Below are 16429 nucleotides of genomic sequence, written 5' to 3' on the forward strand. Positions count from 1 at the left end.
TTACTCCTTTTCATCGAGTAAACCCAAGTGTTTTCTAGCAGCCACCGTTACCATTCTTCCGCGACTTGTCCGCTGCAACAATCCGATTTGCATTAAATAAGGTTCGTATACATCCTCAATGGTTTGAGTATCTTCTCCTGTAGAAGCTGCGAGTGTTTCTAACCCCACTGGACCGCCGTTAAAGTTCTCAATCATTGCTGTCAAAATCCGCCGATCGGTCCAATCTAAACCTAGCGGATCGACGTTGAATAATTCCAGGGCTAGTGAGGCAACTTCGGCATCAATTGGCTTTAAATTTTTGACTTCGCTGTAGTCTCTAACTCGCCGCAGCAAGCGGTTAGCGATCCGGGGGGTTCCGCGAGAGCGGCGGGCAATTTCTGCGGCTCCTTCTGGGGTGATTTGAGTGTCTAGAACTTGGGCGCTTCTTTGGACAATTAGACTGAGTTCGTCTATTTCGTAGTAGCGCAATCTTTGGATCAAGCCGAAGCGATCGCGCAGCGGAGATGTCAGCGATCCAACTTTTGTAGTTGCTCCTACTAAAGTAAACGGTTTCAGGGGTATGCTGCGGATTTTTGCGGTTTTTCCTTGACCGATCGTAATATCTAACCGACAGTCTTCCATCGCCGGATAGAGAATTTCTTCTGTAACTTTAGATAAGCGGTGAATTTCGTCGATAAACAGCACGTCCCCTGCTTTGAGGTTGATCAGCAATCCCACAATATCTCGCGGTTTTTCTAAAGCTGGGGCGGTGGTGATTTTGCATTCAACTTCCATTTCTGCTGCTAAAATTAGCGACATTGTGGTTTTTCCCAACCCGGGAGGCCCGTAGAGTAACAGGTGATCCATAGGTTCGCCGCGAGATTTGGCTGCTGCAATTGCGATCGCCAAAACTTCTCTCAAGTCTTTTTGCCCGATGTATTCAGCTAACCGTTGGGGTCGGATTTTGTCGTCTTGTTTGCTGTTGATTTCGTCGGGTAGTTCTTGCGATTCTAGCAAAGATTCCGCCTGGGGTTTGGCGGCTTTTTTGCGGCGGGCTGGGGCTATGTCTTCAGGTAGATTTGGGTCGGGGGGCTGTTGTTTGGAGGAGATAATAGCCATATTTATCTGCGATCTGGCAGCGGGAAGTGTTTACAATTGTGAGCAGAATCTTTAAAATTATTGAGTTCGTTATGAGTATTCCATCTTCTTTACTAGCATCGGAAAGCATAACTTTTGAGGGGGCGATCGAGCTGACTCAATCTTTACTGTCGTTCATGGAGGCCGATCGACTTTTACAGGCCGACATCGAGCAATCTGTGGCTTCTCTGGTGAAAACACAGAACGGTGCTAGGGGGTTTTTTGTCACCTATCTAACGGACGACCGACAGGAGGCAGATCGCCCGTCACCCGGAGTAGTTGAGGCGCTGCGATCGGCTCCTGAGATCGTAGCAGAACTGCTGGTGAAAAATTTGGCGATGTCGGCGGCAATGGTCGTGCATCATTCGCGCCAGCAAAAGGAGGAAATGGCGGCCGATTCTGCTAGAGTGCAGGAGCGATCGCGCAATTTAATTCAAATCCTGCAAATGCCGGCCTGTCAAACTATAGCGTCGCAAATGCTAGAAAGTTTGCAGAATGGCAACGGCGAGTACGAAGAATTGTTCCGGCGGTGGGGCTACGACGACGAGCAAAAACTAGCGATCGGTTCGGCAGTGCGATCGGCGATCGGCTAAAATAACATCCTTCGCCAGAGTGACAGGTGCTTGATCAAAGCGACGGGGCTGTGGAATAATTGCGGTTTAGTAAAAGCTGCACAATTGTAGCTTGAGTTGATTTAGGTGTGAAGGTAGTGAACGAGGGCGAAAAAATTGCTGAGAACGGTGAAAGGAGTTGCCCAAAAAGCCCGAAGGGTGAGCTGCAGGCTGCCCGCAAGTAGCCAGCGCTGGGCGAAGCTGAATCTGCTGGCAACATTGGTGCGCCGGGACTTGGAATCTCAATACAAAGGCTCGATTCTGGGCAATTTGTGGCCGCTGCTGAATCAGCTATCGCAATTAGTGATTTACACATACGTATTTTCGATCGTCCTCAAGGTAAAGCTCAGCCTTGCAGGCTTCCCGGAAAACAGCGACATTACATTTGGAGTCTGGCTGTTTGCAGGTTTGCTGCCTTGGACTGCCTTCACCAGCGGTTTGATCAAGTCGGGAGTATCGGTGGTGGGACAGCCGAATTTAGTGAAAAAAGTGGTATTTCCTCTCGGTTTGCTGCCCCTAGTGCCGATTTTTACAGCTTTTCTTGAAAGTTCTCTGGGTTTAGCAGCTTTGATTGTCATAGTAGCAGTGTCGTCGCAAAAGCTCAACGCTACTTTATGCTTGCTGCCGCTGGTTTGGGTTCCTCAGTTGCTGCTGACAGCGGGTTTGGGATATTTGACAGCGGGCTTGACGGTGTTTTTGCGAGACATTCCTCAGACATTAGGTGTTATTCTAAATTTTTGGTTTTATTTGACGCCGATCGTCTACCCGGCATCAATCATCCCCCAAGAGTGGCGAGTGTGGATATTTTGGCTGAATCCAATGGCCGCCATCTCGGAGGTTTATCGAGACCTCATACTGCTTGGAGAAGTTAAGCATTGGGGCGAATGGGGTGTCGCCACGCTAATTTCTGCTGCTATATTTTGTGGAGGTTTTGGGATTTACCGACGTTTGCGTCCCGCTTTTGCTGACGTGCTGTAAATTTGTTTGAGATCCAAAGTCAATTCTTCAATCTAAAATCCCAATCAAGGTGTTTGCAGCATCGGAATGCAAGTCCTCATAAAAATCAGAGGACGGTCGTACTCACTACAAACCTATTTTTCCTTCGAGCGGGCATAATATCAATCTAAAATCTAAAATCTAAAATCTAAAATCTAAAATCGGATGACAGAAAATGTAATTTCATTAAAAAATGTTTCCAAATGCTTTAAGCGGTACGATCGTCCAGGAGACCGCTTAAAGGAAATTATTTACCCCAGCAAAAAACTCGCTGACGAATTTTGGGCCCTGCACGATATCAATTTAGAAATTCCTCAAGGACAAACCCTGGGAATCGTCGGCCGCAACGGTTCGGGAAAAAGCACTCTCCTGCAAATAATTGTCGGGACGCTGACGCCTACCGCAGGAAGCGTCGATGTTAAAGGGCGAGTCTCCGCTTTGTTGGAACTCGGAAGCGGGTTCAACCCGGAATTTACCGGGCGGCAAAATGTGTTTTTTAACGCTCAGTTGCTGGGATTCAATCAAAAACAAACTGAAGAAAAGTTTGACGATATCGCTGCTTTTGCTGATATTGGCGATTTCATCGAACAGCCAGTCAAAACTTATTCTAGCGGTATGTTTGTCAGGCTAGCTTTTGCCGTCGCGACTAGCGTCGAGCCAGATATTTTGGTGGTTGACGAGGCGCTTTCGGTGGGCGACGAAGCTTTTCAACGCAAGTGTTTTGCCCGCTTGCAAAGCATTCAGGAAGGTGGCGGAACGATTTTATTTGTTTCTCACGCTGCTACTTCTGTGGTACAACTTTGTACGTCGGCGATTTTAATGGATAGCGGTGAATTGCTGCTCGCTCACACCCCGAAGGTGGTAATTTCTAAGTATCAAAAGCTGATTTACGCCGATCCGGATCAGGTTCAGGGGTTGAAGTCAGATATTCGCACTCTGAACCAACTGACAAAACAGGAAAGTCAAGACAACCTTCAGGATGCTAATTTAGAAAGCACAAAGAAGGAAGTGAAACCAGAACAACATCTTTCCAAACCCAAGGAATATTACGATGAATTTTACGATCCGGGGATGATACCGTCGAATACGGTAAGGTATCCGTCTCGCGGAGCGGAAATTATCAACCCCCGCATCGAGACACTGAAGGGGAATTTGGTAAATCACTTGATCGGCCGTCAAGATTATATTTATACTTACTCTGTCACTTTCTCCCGGTCAACTTCCAAAGTGAGGTTTGGAATGTTGATTAAAACAATTAGCGGTTTTGAGTTGGCGGGTGCTTCTTTGAAGGCTTCTACTCAGTCAGTTAGGTATGTGGAAGCAGGAACGACAATTGTAGTGAAGTTTAATTTTAAATGTTTGCTCAATCCCGGGGTTTATTTCTTGAATGCTGGCGTTGTGGGAACGGTAGATGGAGATTTAACTTATCTGGATCGCTGTGTTGATGTGGCGATGTTTAGAGTTCAGTCTTGTACTGAGTCATGCGGTAACGGCATCGTTGACTTGCTGATCGAACCGTGTTTAACTGTTGTTAATGCTGATTCTCTAGTGAAAGAGCAGTCAACAGAGGTTATCTAAAATTCTGTAAAAACAATGAACGATATCAATTTAGATTTAGTCGAAAATCCCGTAATCAAAGTATTTATTCAAGATCAAACTAAGTTTCCCGAAAATTTTAAATTGAATATCTGCGAAGACGATGAAATGTATTTGTTCAGCTTGAACAACGTTAAAGACGATCGCGATCGGGCTTTGGTGCGCTACTATTCGATCGGGCGTCGCATCTTGGATACGGTTAAACAAGTTGTGGAATGGCATTTTGGCAGTTTTGAAAATGTCCCCTCTTTTCTAGATTTTGCCTGCGGTTACGGTCGATTTACCAGGTTTTTGATTCAGGAAATACCGCCGGAACGAATTTGGGTTTCTGATATTTATGCTAATGCGGTTAAGTTTCAAACTGAATATTTGGGCGTCAACGGTATTGTCTCGACGGGAAAACCAGAAAATTATTTAATTGACCGCAAGTTTGACTGCATTCTGGCTAATTCTTTTTTCAGCCATATGCCGGAAAGAACTTTTACAAGTTGGTTGCAAAATTTGTACGATTTGTTGACTCCTAACGGCATTTTGATGTTCAGCGTTCACGATGAGTGTTTGCGCCTAGCTAATATAGAAATGCCGGCCAATGGTATTTTGTTTAGTCCTCAAAGCGAAAGCCAGTCTTTAGATAAGGAGGAATACGGCACAACTTATGTAACTGAAAAGTTTGTGAGAGAATGTGTCGAGCGAGTTAGCGGCGGCAAAGCTTTTGTTCACCGCATCAAAAAAGGCATATGCAGATTTCAGGATTTGTATGTTGTCACAAATGACCTAGTTAGAGATTTTTCGGAGTTGAAATTCAATCACCACCCGGAAGGATATATTGATGTTGCTGCTTTTACGAATAAGGAGAATTTGTATCTAGAAGGATGGGTGGCTGATGTGAATCTCGACGGTCGAATTGAGGAGCTGCAAGTGCTGGTAAACGGCGAGGTTGTACAGAAATGCGAGCCTTTTTACGATCGCCCGGATGTGGCTGGATATTTTGAAACTGATGTGGCTTTGCAGTCGGGTTGGAGCTGTTATTTACCAAAAAACACTGTAGGGCTGGAGGATGTGTTAACAGTCAAAGCAATCAATAACTACGGTTGGGAATGGATTCTGGAAAATAGCACTGTGAAATCGCTGGTTAACCAAAGGCAATCGCAGTCTTTGTTGGGGTCTACTCAAACCAAACTCAAATTACTCGAAACTCAGTTAGCGTCAGCTAGGATAGAATGGGAGCAAAGCCAAAGTAAGTTAATGATTACTCAAACAAAGTTGGAAGAATCTCAAACAAATTTGCAAGAAACTCAAACTCAATTAGTTTCAGCTCAAATGCAATTGGAGCAAACTCAAAATCAGTTAGTATCTGTGCAAATGCAGTTGGAGAAAACTCAAAATCAACTAATTAATGTCAAGCAAGAATTAGAGCAAGCGAAGTGTCGGGTTTTGGCAATGGAAAGCAGCAAGTTCTGGAAACTGAGAAGCGCGTGGTTTCAAGTCAGGCGATCCCTGGGCGTAGCGGGAGAGTAGCGAGTAAATTTGGTGTGGGAATTAGGGCGAGGGAGATAAATTGTGAGTACAAATGACAGCAAACCGTCGGTTTTTATTGTTACCGGAATGCACCGTTCCGGTACGTCTTTAACAGCTTCTTTGTTTCAGAAAGTCGGGGTTGATATTGGCAAAAAGTTAGTGGGCCCGGCCGACGGAAATGTGAAAGGTCATTTCGAGAATGTTGATTTTGTGGAGTTTCACAAAAGTGTTTTGCGATCGCACGGTATTGATGAACTCGGCTGTACGTTTAAAAAAACGATTCCGGTAGCAGCAGAATACGTGGAAATGGCCAAAAGAGCGATCGACCAAAATCAACTTCCTCACAAACATTGGGGTTGGAAAGACCCGCGAACCGCCCTTTTTTGGGATTTTTGGCTGAATTTGCTCCCGGAAGCTAATTTTATCTGTGTTTATCGATCGCCCTGGGAAGTAGTCGATTCCCTTTACCGCCGGGGAACCGATGTCAGCTTGCTGCAAAATCCCGAAATGGCAGTAAAAATGTGGATTCACTACAATCAAAAAGTTTTAGAACTTTACGAACGTTTCCCCCATCGCTGTCTGCTAGCAAACGTTTACCCCATCGGCAACACTCCCGAACTTTTCCTCGATCGAGTTAACGAAAAATTTAATGTTAACTTAGGTACAATACCTGCCGACAATTTTGAAGAATCTTTATTAGTCAACGATATTGTTAACAGTCACAGACCAACTTTAATCGAAAAATATTTTCCCGAAGCATTAGAACTATATGAACTTTTGGAAACCCAAGCTGGCAATCTCAGCAGCGAATCGAAAGGTGCGATCGATCGAGTTATTAATTTCCCCGCATCTCCAGTCTGGCCATTTGAAGATTGGCTAAAAATCCGCTTGCTGGAAAAACAGCAAAAAACCAGCTCTTCCGAACTCAAACAGTGGCAAGAACAATTTCACCAGGCCCAGGCGAAAGTCTTGGGATTAGAGACAGAATTAGGAGCAACTCAAGTACAGCTTGCAGGCAAAGAATCAAATTTTCAAGAAGCTTTAGCAAAACTCCTCGGATTAGAAACAGAATTAGGACAAACTCAGGTACAGCTTGCCGGCAAAGAATCGCAATTTCAAGAAGCTTTAACAAAAATCTTAAAATTAGAAGTAGAATTAGGGCAAACTCAGGTACAGCTTGCCGGCAAAGAATCGCAATTTCAAGAAGCTTTAGCGAAAGTATTAGAATTAGAAACAGAATTAGGACAAACTCAGGTACAGCTTGCCGGCAAAGAATCGCAATTTCAAGAAGCTTTAGCGAAAGTATTAGAACTAGAAGCAGAATTAGGGCAAACTCAGGTACAATTTGAAGAGACTGAGTTTATATTGCAGCAAAAGTTAGCTGAGTTAGTTCAGCTAGAAACAGCACAAAGTCAAAATCAGGAAAGATTAAAGGATACTCAGGAAAAATTAGAACACTCCCGCCAGGAAAATGAAATTTTTCGGGCAGAACTTGCTAGAATCAAGTCTTCAATATGGTGGCAAGTGAGAGAAAACTTGGGGGAAGTTCAGCGCAAAATCCGCGACTTCTTCCCTAAATTTATTTTTTCGTTAGATCGACCCACTACTTGGCAAGTTTGCGATTCCAACCTGCTAATTGTTGGCTGGGTTTTTAACCAAAAAAGAGAGACTACAGCAGTCCGCGCCAGAATTAAAGACCAGAGTTTCGCAGGCGTTTACGGGATAGATAGAACTGATATAGCGCTAGCACACTCTAATATTCCGGCAGCGAAGAAATCAGGTTTTACAATTCAATTGGAAGCGCCTGCAGGACGGCACGAAGTGCTGTTGGAAGCCCAAGACGAGCGAGGTAAATGGCATTTGTTGGCAGCTTATCCGCTGTTAGTTTCAACGATTCAAGCATCCTTAGATGTACCGGTGGTGTGGGAACAGCGTCAGGGTCAAATTTTGTTTGCAGGTTGGTGCTGCCACCACGATCGCAAAATTGCTAAATTAAGCTTGTTGTGCGGCGATACTTCTGTAGAATGCGCCTACGGTTTGCGGCGAAAAGATGTCGGCGAAGTGTTTCCCGACTGGGTTAACAGTTTGGAAAGCGGTTTTGAAGCCCTTGTCGATTTGCCGCCAGGGGAATGGCACGTTTCTCTGCAAGCTGAGTTAGAAAGCGGGGAAATTTTGTATTTTCAAGCGCCTAAAATATTGACTGTGCGGCGCTACCATATCTGGCAGCGAAGTGCAGATAAGTTTGAGGAGTTATCAAGGTTTACAGCCGCAATTCAGCAGCGGGCGAGGGAAAGAAAACAGCGTCTCGGCAGAATTGTTCCCTTGCCCTGGGAAATTGTGAAGGTGATTCGCCAGTTGGGAAAGATTTACCGCCAGCAAAAACAGTTTAGTGCGCCGGGAGATTTGCTGCCGCCTGCGGGTTTTGTCGTGCCTAAACCTATTGATAGGTATGACGCTTGGCTGGAGGTGAATCAGTGGAACGATCGCGCGCGCGATTACTTAATTTCTCGGTTAAAATCCTGTCGGGAACCCCTGCCAAAAATTTCGGTAGTAATGCCAGTTTACAACCCGCAGATAGATTTTCTCGAAAGTGCGATCGCTAGCGCGATCGATCAAGTTTATCAAAACTGGGAACTCTGCATTGCCGATGATTGCAGCACCGATTTCACTGTGGCTGACACTTTGAAAAACTGGGCCCAAAAGGACGATCGTATCCGCATCACATTTCGTACAGAAAACGGCAACATCAGCGCAGCCACCAACAGCGCCGCCGCCCTCGCAACAGGCGACATCATCCTGTTTTTAGACAACGACGACGAACTAACTCCCGACGCATTAGGCGAAGTCGCCCTATATTTTGCAGCGCATCCAGCCACCGATTTTCTCTATTCCGACGACGACAAAATCGACACCAAAGGTCGCCGGTTCGCCCCGCAATTCAAACCCGAATGGTCGCCGGAACTGCTGCTTTCCTATATGTATCTCGGTCATTTGTGCGCCGTCAGAAGACACATTTTTGAACAAATAGGCGGTTTGCGGATAGGTTTTGAAGGCTCGCAAGATTACGATTTTGCCTTGAGAGCAACCGAAATTTCTCGCCACGTCGCGCACCTGCCGTTAGTGCTGTATCACTGGCGAACCGCACCCGGTTCTACAGCCATATCTGGGGCCGCGAAACCCGCCAGTTTTGCCGCAGGTCAAAAAGCCATTCAAGACGCACTAAACCGCCGAAAAATTAACGGCAATGTCGCTCAGCACGCATGGGCAATTAAAGAAAATTTGGGCATATTTGCCCAGGATTTCCCGGATAACGGCCCATCAGTAACGGTAATTATTCCTACTAAGAATCAGCTCAAACTGCTGAAAGCCTGTCTGGATTCTCTAGAAACTACAGCATACAAAAATTATCAAGTTGCCGTCATCGACAACGAAAGCGACGACCCGAAAACTCTGGAATATTTAAAGGAATTAACTTGCCAAGTTTTGCGGATAAAAAATACTGACGGCAAGTTTAGTTTTGCAGCAATTAACAACCGCGCTGCCGAACAAGTTGATAGCGAATATGTATTGTTTTTGAACAACGATACTGAAGTAATTAACCCGCGCTGGCTGAGTCAAATGGTGGGATACGCTCAAATTGCGGGCGTGGGTGCAGTCGGCGCGAGGCTGTTATATCCCGACGGCAGAATTCAGCACGCGGGCGTAATTCACGGGCTGCATCACGGTTTGGCGGGTCACGCTTTTAAGCTGATGAACAGCGACAATCGAGGCTATCTTTCTCAAGCGATGGTGACGCGAAATTACTCTGCGGTAACAGCGGCTTGCATGATTACTCCGCGTCAATTGTTCTTAGAATTGGGCGGTTTTGATGAGGAGAATTTTGCTGTTGCTTACAATGATGCAGATTACGGATATCGGCTGTTAGAACGGGGTTATCGGTGCGTATATTCTCCCGATGCGGAGTTGTTGCACAAAGAAGGAACTTCTCGGGGTTTTACCGACAATCCTCAAGAAGTGGCGGCTTTTAGGCGCAAGTACGCGGGGAAAAATGACAGTTTTTACAGTCCGCACTTGTCTTTAGAAGATGAGTATTTTCATATTCAACCTCGACGGGTTTTTATGAAGGAAGAAGGTTCGGCAACGGATTTTGTAACGGATGTAACGGATGTAACCGAGAAGGAAAAACTAAAACTTAATGATTCTGGTTTGTTGGTAGCAGAAGCGGGGAATCTGATTCATCGTGTCAAAGTTTTGATGTGCAGCAATTCGCTGGATTTCACTGGTGCGCCGCTGCATCAGTACGAAATCGCGGTGAAATTGGCGGCTGAGGGTGTGATTAAGCCGATCGTACTTTGCACAACAGAAGGGCCACTGCGTCAAGCTTACGAACAGCAGGGAATTGAAGTAATTGTGCGCGACAATCCTCTCGAACACATCTACCAGCGCGATGCTTATGATGAAGCCATCCGCAGTTTTAGCACAGAAATTGCCAGTTTAAAAGTAGATGCAATTTATGCCAATACTTTAGAAAACTTTTTTGTAGTTGATGCGGCGCACCAAATGGGAATTCCTGTGGTGTGGAACGTGCACGAAAGCGAACCTTGGCAAACTTATTTTAACAGGTTTGGTTCTGAGATTGCGGCGAGAGCTTTAGAGTGTTTTCGCTTTCCTTACAAAGTTATTTTTGTGGCGGATGCAACGCGGGACAGGTATTTGCCTCTCAACAGCCACCACAATTTTACAGTGATTCACAACGGCTTAGATTTGAGCAAACTGGAAAATTCGGAGAACTCTGAATTGGCTAGAAAAACTTTAGGTGTTGCAGCGGAAGATGTGGTAATTTTGCTGCTGGGAACGGTATGCGAACGCAAAGGTCAGCAGGATTTAGTTAAAGCACTTTCACTTTTGCCTGACAAATGGCACAATAAAATTAAGTGTTTTATTGTGGGCGATCGCCCGAGTATTTACAGCAATAAATTAGCCGAGTTGGTGGGAGAATTGCCAGAAGAGTTGCGGCAAAGGGTGACAGTAGTCCCGGAAACTGGGGAGACGGGAAAATATTACAAAGCGGCTGATATTTTTGTTTGCACTTCTCGCGTCGAAAGTTTTCCGAGAGTGATTTTGGAGGCGATGGCTTGCGATTTGCCAATTGTTACATCGCCGGTTTTTGGGATAAAAGAACAAGTGCGACCGGGAATTAATGGTTTGTTTTATACGCCCGATCGCCCGGACGAATTAGTGGCAGCTTTGATAAGTTTATTGGAGGATAAATCTTTGCGGCAGCAGTTAGCTGAAAACGCTAAATATGTCTTGGATTCACTTAATACTTTTGAGGAAATGACTCAAGCTTATGCAGAGATTTTCTGCGAAGCATATTTCAGCCGTCATTAGTCATCTTACAGTGCCAGCGTCCCCCCCAGTGAAGGTCAGTAACTCACCTCGTAGACTTTTGGCAGGATTAAATATAATTTGCCAAGAATTGCGGAACATATTGAAAATTGAGCCATCAATACTATAAAATAATCAAAAATGAACGATGAAAAAATGACCGATCGCCCAAGAGTAGATTATGAAAGGGCCTGGGACAGTTACGCCCAACAGTGGCAAAAAACTAATGCCGAACTTGCCCATATTGGCGATGAATGGATAGGTAAAGCTGCCGGTGCCGCCAACTCCTTAGCCGAATACGAAGCGCTAATAGAACAGCAATTTATTGCACCGTACATCAAAAAAGAACATACGGTTTTAGAAATTGGTATCGGCGGCGGAAAAACTGGTTCGCTGCTGCTGAAATATTGCGATCGACTAATTTGTGCCGACATTTCCAGTCAAATGCTGCAAGCGGCGCGATCGCGCTTGGGAGACGATCGCGTTTCTTACGTCAAACTCGACGGTTTAACATTGGACGGCATCGCTCCAGGTTCAGCCGATGTCTGCTTTTGTTACGATACAATGGTACACGTAGAGCCGGTAGACATATTCAACTACCTGACTCGAATTCCCAAACTGCTGCGGGGCGATCGAATTTGCGTGTTTCACCACACAAATATTTTTAGCGAATTAGGGTGGCAAAAATTCGCAAGCGAGTGGGACAAAAACTTGCTAGGGCACAGAGACGGCACAGCCTTTTCAGTTATGACTGATACAATTATGGAAAAATTTCTCCATCATTTAAACTATGAAATCATCCTGAAAAATACATCTTCAGTACCGCGAGATTGTGTCTGGATCTGTAAAGCACCAACCCCCAATGAATAAAACCAAAGCTTTTTAGCCGAATCAAAATATTTTATTCCAACAGTCAACAGTCAACAGTCAACAGTCAACAGACAACTGACAATGAAAGCATTATTTCTCCATCCCAACTTCCCCGCCCAATACCGCCACATTATCACGGCTTTAGGCGCAGATCCCAAAAATCAAATTGTTTTCGGCACTAAAAACGAGCGCCCAGAGTGGAACATTCCCGGCGTTCGCAAAGCAGCATTTACCCCCAGCCGGGAACCCCACGCGCAGACTCACCAATACGTCCGCCCTTTAGAAAGTGCCGTCATCTACGGACAAGCCGTATTTAGAATGGCAGAACAACTCAAAGCCGACGGTTTCGTACCCGATATTATCTGCGGACATTCCGGTTGGGGCCCGACATTATTTGTCAAAGAAGCTTTTCCAAATACACCACTTTTGTGCTATTTCGAGTGGTTTTATCATGCTATTGGTTCAGACGCAGATTTCGACCCAGCGGAACCTTTAACAGTTGACGATATGGCCAGAATTAGAATCAAAAATGCGCCGATTTTGATCGATTTATACTCTTGCGATTGGGGTTTATCACCAACTTATTGGCAGCGATCGCAATTTCCGCCAGAATTACAACAAAAATTATCCACACTCCACGACGGTGTAGATACCGAATACTTCAAACCAGACCCCGGTGCTAAACTGGTTTTGCCTAACTTAGACTTGTCAGGCGTTGATGAAATTGTCACCTACGTATCGCGGGGAATGGAACCTTACCGAGGTTTTCCCGAATTCATTGAGTCGATCGCCTATGTGCAAGAACGCCGCCCCAACTGTCACGTCGTAATCGTTGGTTCCGAAAGAGTTTGTTATGGGCGTTCTTTACCCAACGGCGAGTCTTACAAAGACTATATGCTCAAAAAAGTCCCCCTAGACTTGTCGCGAGTGCACTTTGTCGGGCCCCTACCTTACGGACTGTATTTAAAAGTAATTCAAGCATCCGACGTACACGTTTATTTGACCAGACCTTTTGTGCTATCTTGGTCCATGATTGAATCTCTATCAACCGGATGTTTAGTAATCGGTTCCGACACAGGGCCAGTCAGAGAAGTTATCCGCGACGGAGAAAACGGTTTGCTAGTCGATTACTTCTCACCGAAACAAGTAGCCGATCGCATTGATGAAGTTTTAGACCATCCTACCCGCATGGCAGAAATTCGCGTCAAGGCCCGTCAAACAGCATTAGAACGATATAGTTTAGCTAAAATGCTGCCGCAACATTTACAACTGATCGAGCAAGTAGCAAATCGTTCGATGCCGCCTACAGTTGGTATGGAACCAGAACGGGAATTAGCAGCCTCTTTTGCAGTGAGAATGTAGCTAATCAAGTTGGTCAGGACGAAAGCCATCGCCACAAGCGCTGCTGTGCGACTACAATGCACAGAAGCGCCCACTATCCTTCGATCCCGGTAGGGAGACGGCAGGATACAGCAGTGCCTTGTCCCTACTACTTCATAAACCTGCAATACGCTGTATAACGCACAGCCAGGAAACGGCAGTGCCGTTTCCCTACAATTAATCCGGGTAGGGAAACGGCACTGCCGTTTCCTCTGTGTCATCAGGAGTGCAACCGGAATTGATATTAAATATTTTGACAGCAGTTCGTCAATCACTTCTAGGCTAGTCGCCAACTACCTTCGAGAGCAATAATTTAATCCTCTCAAATCACTTCTGCATCCTGTGTTGCTTGAGAACTTTAGCGGGACTAACAAATGAAATGCCCTGAGAAAAGGATGTACTAATCATGACTGCTTCAATGACAGGCTCATAAACCGTTTTTTCTGCAACCCATTCCACAATAAAGTTGGCACCTGAGCCTCCACTTGTATCATTTGCTGCAATGAAAAAATTTGTGGAAGCAAGCGGCTTGAGTTCTACAGGACTTTTAATATCCTGCCTGATCAATTGCCCATCAGTATCGTAGTAACGCACAGAAGTGATAATAATCGAATTTGTCAGATCCGTATTGCGAATACTGAGCGTGGCTGACAATTCCATCACATCATTCTGGCTGTTGTAGTGATAAATATGCGAGTAAATAGGGACATATACGGTTTGTCCCATCACAACTTTTGTTTTATCTAACGTGACCGATCTCAGTGAGGTTTCACGTTTTATATCAGGTTGTTGCCTTTGTGAGGTAGTTTGCTCTGAACAAGAGGTAATGACGATCGCGGCGATCGCCCAACCAACCCAGAAATGCTGTTTCAGCTTCATCGGCATTCATCCAAATACACCACATACATTGCAGTTACGCCTACAGCAGAGTGCACCTTCTCTCTCGTTTGAGGCGGCTTAGCGATAAGGTTTGAGCGGCAGTTCAATCTGAAACGTTGAGCCTTTGCCCACTTCACTCGTCACGTGAATTTTTCCACCGTGGGCCTGGACAATCTGTTGGGCGATCGCTAGCCCCAGTCCAAATCCACCACTATCGAGCGATCGCTCAGTGTCCACCCGATAGAAGCGATCGAAAATATAGGGTAAGTCCGATTCTGGAATGCCGATGCCCGTGTCGAGTACCTGAATGATTGCCCAGCCTGGATGGGAAATTAAGCGTAATTGTACCATTCCTCCAGCAGGCGTGTATTTACAGGCATTGTTGAGCAAGTTTTCGACTACCTGCCGTAGCAAATCAGGGTCAGCCCATAATTCGCTCCGTTGCTCAGAGGGTTTGTAGGTTAGTTTGAGGTTCTGAGATTGTGCAAGCGGAGCGAACTCGGTTGCTAAATTGCTCAGCAGATCGTTGAGATTGAGTAACTTGAGCGATTCAGGCACAAGCCGTCCTTGATGACGAGCTAACAGCAGCAAATTATTCACCAGCAGTCCCATTGATTTGGCACTGTCTACAATGTTTTCCAAGGGGGGGTGGTAGCGCGAGTCATCAATCGCAATCATTAACCCAAGCTGGGCATTGGTGAGGATGGCAGAGAGGGGCGATCGCAACTCATGGGAAGCATCGGCTGTGAACCGTTGAAGCTGCTGATAGGCTTGCCGAATCGGTTGCATAGCCAGCCCACTGAGAAACCAACCTGTGAGGGCAATTAAGCCCAGTGTCAGCGGGACAGCGAGAGTTAGCACAATCTGAAGCTCAGTGAGCCTGTTTTGAGTTTCTGTCAGGGGAGTTGCAACCTGAAGATAGCCAAGCACCCCGGTTCTGCCTTCGACTGGTAATGTCACCTGACGCAGCCAGATCCCTTTTCCCAAAAGTGGATCAGTCGATCGAACAGTGAGATAACCAAAGGACGTATTTAACTGCTCTGGGGAAGGAGTCCCAAAAAAACGAACCAGCCGCCTTTGTGCGTTAAACCAGCGCACATAAATCAGATCTTCTGCAACGGGATGAGACCCACTGCCTAACAAGGGGACATGACTCAGATCGACCCGGTTCTGGTTTTGGCGAACTTCATAATACACGCTGGCAGCCATGACTCTAGTTTTGTCATAGAGCAGTCGGTCAAGCGCCTCTAGTTTATCTTTTACCTCAATCTGGTAAATCACCCCCGCAAACAGCACGAGAATGCTTCCCATTGAGAGGGTGAACCAACGAGCCAGATTGCGACGACTTTGATTAAACACGGCTTGCCTTGACGATCGTTACTTTTCAGGGGAAGTGAGGCGATAACCCATACCGTAAATACTCTCAATCCAGTCTGCCGATCCTACAGCCTGCAAGCGTTGGCGGAGTTTGCGAATTAGAACCGCGATCGCATTGCTCTCTGGTTGGGTCCCCCATTCCCACACAGCTTGTTCAATCTGATTCCGAGTCAAAACTTGCCGGGGATGACGCATAAAATACTCTAACAACTGAAACTCGCGACAGGAAAGGGAAACGGTTGCACCTTGTCGCTCGACGGTAAGAGAATCGAGGTGGAGGTGCAGATCCTCAAGGCTGAGCGTATCTCCTTGCCAAAGGGGCGATCGCCGTCTTAATGCCCGCACTCGTGCCATGAATTCAACCAAATCGATCGGTTTCACCAGGTAATCATCTGCACCGGCGTCTAACCCGGTCACTTTTTCAGGCGTGGTGTCTCTTGCCGTGATTATCAAAATCGGCGCTGTTTTCCCTGCGGCTCGATATTGACGACAGAGATTTACCCCGCTGATATGTGGCAACATCCAGTCCAAAATCAACAAATCATAATCTTTTTCTGATAACAGCCACTGCGCCGTCTCTCCATCTTTTACCCCATCCACGCTATGTCCTGCTTGAGCTAGTACCGTTTGCAGCGGCATCAGTTGCTTTGGGTCATCTTCCACCAGCAAAACTCTCATATCTCGGCTCGCTTCCTTCA

General features: G+C 46.0%; 11 protein-coding genes. 7 read left to right on the plus strand and 4 right to left on the minus strand.

Annotated elements, in window-relative coordinates; all coding sequences use genetic code 11:
* On the minus strand, nt 1-1098 hold the full coding sequence (ruvB, locus tag QUA99_RS04805) for a Holliday junction branch migration DNA helicase RuvB (protein WP_333234982.1): 1098 nt from the start codon (nt 1096-1098) through the stop codon (nt 1-3).
* A gap of 71 nt (nt 1099-1169) precedes the next feature.
* On the opposite strand from ruvB, the gene QUA99_RS04810 reads away from it, so the two are divergent.
* From QUA99_RS04810 to QUA99_RS04840, 7 genes are all read left to right on the plus strand, one after another.
* A complete protein-coding gene (locus QUA99_RS04810; RefSeq protein ID WP_333234981.1) occupies nt 1170-1709 on the plus strand; it encodes a hypothetical protein in 540 nt (179 codons plus the stop codon).
* 147 nt (nt 1710-1856) lie between these two features.
* A complete protein-coding gene (locus QUA99_RS04815) occupies nt 1857-2705 on the plus strand; it encodes an ABC transporter permease (RefSeq protein WP_445250981.1) in 849 nt (282 codons plus the stop codon).
* A 183-nt stretch (nt 2706-2888) separates the two neighbouring features.
* Nucleotides 2889-4301, plus strand: coding sequence for an ABC transporter ATP-binding protein (locus QUA99_RS04820; protein ID WP_333234979.1), 1413 nt, complete (start codon nt 2889-2891; stop codon nt 4299-4301).
* A gap of 15 nt (nt 4302-4316) precedes the next feature.
* Nucleotides 4317-5837, plus strand: coding sequence for a methyltransferase (locus QUA99_RS04825; RefSeq protein ID WP_333234978.1), 1521 nt, complete (start codon nt 4317-4319; stop codon nt 5835-5837).
* A 42-nt stretch (nt 5838-5879) separates the two neighbouring features.
* Nucleotides 5880-11228 carry a glycosyltransferase gene (locus tag QUA99_RS04830; protein WP_333234977.1) on the plus strand — a complete coding sequence of 1783 codons (5349 nt, stop codon included), beginning with the start codon at nt 5880-5882 and terminating at the stop codon, nt 11226-11228.
* Between the two features lie 138 nt (nt 11229-11366).
* A complete protein-coding gene (locus QUA99_RS04835; RefSeq protein ID WP_333234976.1) occupies nt 11367-12095 on the plus strand; it encodes a class I SAM-dependent methyltransferase in 729 nt (242 codons plus the stop codon).
* A gap of 81 nt (nt 12096-12176) precedes the next feature.
* Nucleotides 12177-13457 (plus strand): glycosyltransferase family 4 protein, encoded by a 1281-nt coding sequence (locus QUA99_RS04840; RefSeq protein ID WP_333234975.1) that lies wholly within the window; start codon nt 12177-12179, stop codon nt 13455-13457.
* A 345-nt stretch (nt 13458-13802) separates the two neighbouring features.
* On the opposite strand, the gene QUA99_RS04845 is transcribed toward QUA99_RS04840, so the two are convergent.
* The 3 genes from QUA99_RS04845 to rppA form a co-directional block, all read right to left on the minus strand.
* Nucleotides 13803-14354, minus strand: coding sequence for a DUF3124 domain-containing protein (locus QUA99_RS04845; RefSeq protein ID WP_333234974.1), 552 nt, complete (start codon nt 14352-14354; stop codon nt 13803-13805).
* A 78-nt stretch (nt 14355-14432) separates the two neighbouring features.
* Complete coding sequence (locus QUA99_RS04850) at nt 14433-15713, minus strand: HAMP domain-containing sensor histidine kinase (protein ID WP_333234973.1); 1281 nt, start codon at nt 15711-15713, stop codon at nt 14433-14435.
* A gap of 18 nt (nt 15714-15731) precedes the next feature.
* The gene (rppA, locus tag QUA99_RS04855) at nt 15732-16409 is read right to left on the minus strand and encodes a two-component system response regulator RppA (RefSeq protein WP_333234997.1); all 678 of its coding nucleotides are present in this window, start codon (nt 16407-16409) and stop codon (nt 15732-15734) included.
* Between the last annotated feature and the right edge of the window lie 20 nt (nt 16410-16429).

Origin of the sequence: Microcoleus sp. F10-B2, assembly GCF_036704965.1 — a bacterium.
In the GTDB taxonomy this organism is placed as follows: domain Bacteria; phylum Cyanobacteriota; class Cyanobacteriia; order Cyanobacteriales; family Microcoleaceae; genus Microcoleus.

Bases quoted from the DNA above. Each gene is read 5' to 3' on its own strand.
- ruvB (WP_333234982.1), bottom strand. From the start codon at position 1,098: ATGGCTATTATCTCCTCCAAACAACAGCCCCCCGACCCAAATCTACCT.
- QUA99_RS04810 (WP_333234981.1), top strand. From the start codon at position 1,170: ATGAGTATTCCATCTTCTTTACTAGCATCGGAAAGCATAACTTTTGAG.
- QUA99_RS04820 (WP_333234979.1), top strand. From the start codon at position 2,889: ATGACAGAAAATGTAATTTCATTAAAAAATGTTTCCAAATGCTTTAAG.
- QUA99_RS04825 (WP_333234978.1), top strand. From the start codon at position 4,317: ATGAACGATATCAATTTAGATTTAGTCGAAAATCCCGTAATCAAAGTA.
- QUA99_RS04835 (WP_333234976.1), top strand. From the start codon at position 11,367: ATGAACGATGAAAAAATGACCGATCGCCCAAGAGTAGATTATGAAAGG.
- QUA99_RS04840 (WP_333234975.1), top strand. From the start codon at position 12,177: ATGAAAGCATTATTTCTCCATCCCAACTTCCCCGCCCAATACCGCCAC.
- QUA99_RS04845 (WP_333234974.1), bottom strand. From the start codon at position 14,354: ATGAAGCTGAAACAGCATTTCTGGGTTGGTTGGGCGATCGCCGCGATC.
- rppA (WP_333234997.1), bottom strand. From the start codon at position 16,409: ATGAGAGTTTTGCTGGTGGAAGATGACCCAAAGCAACTGATGCCGCTG.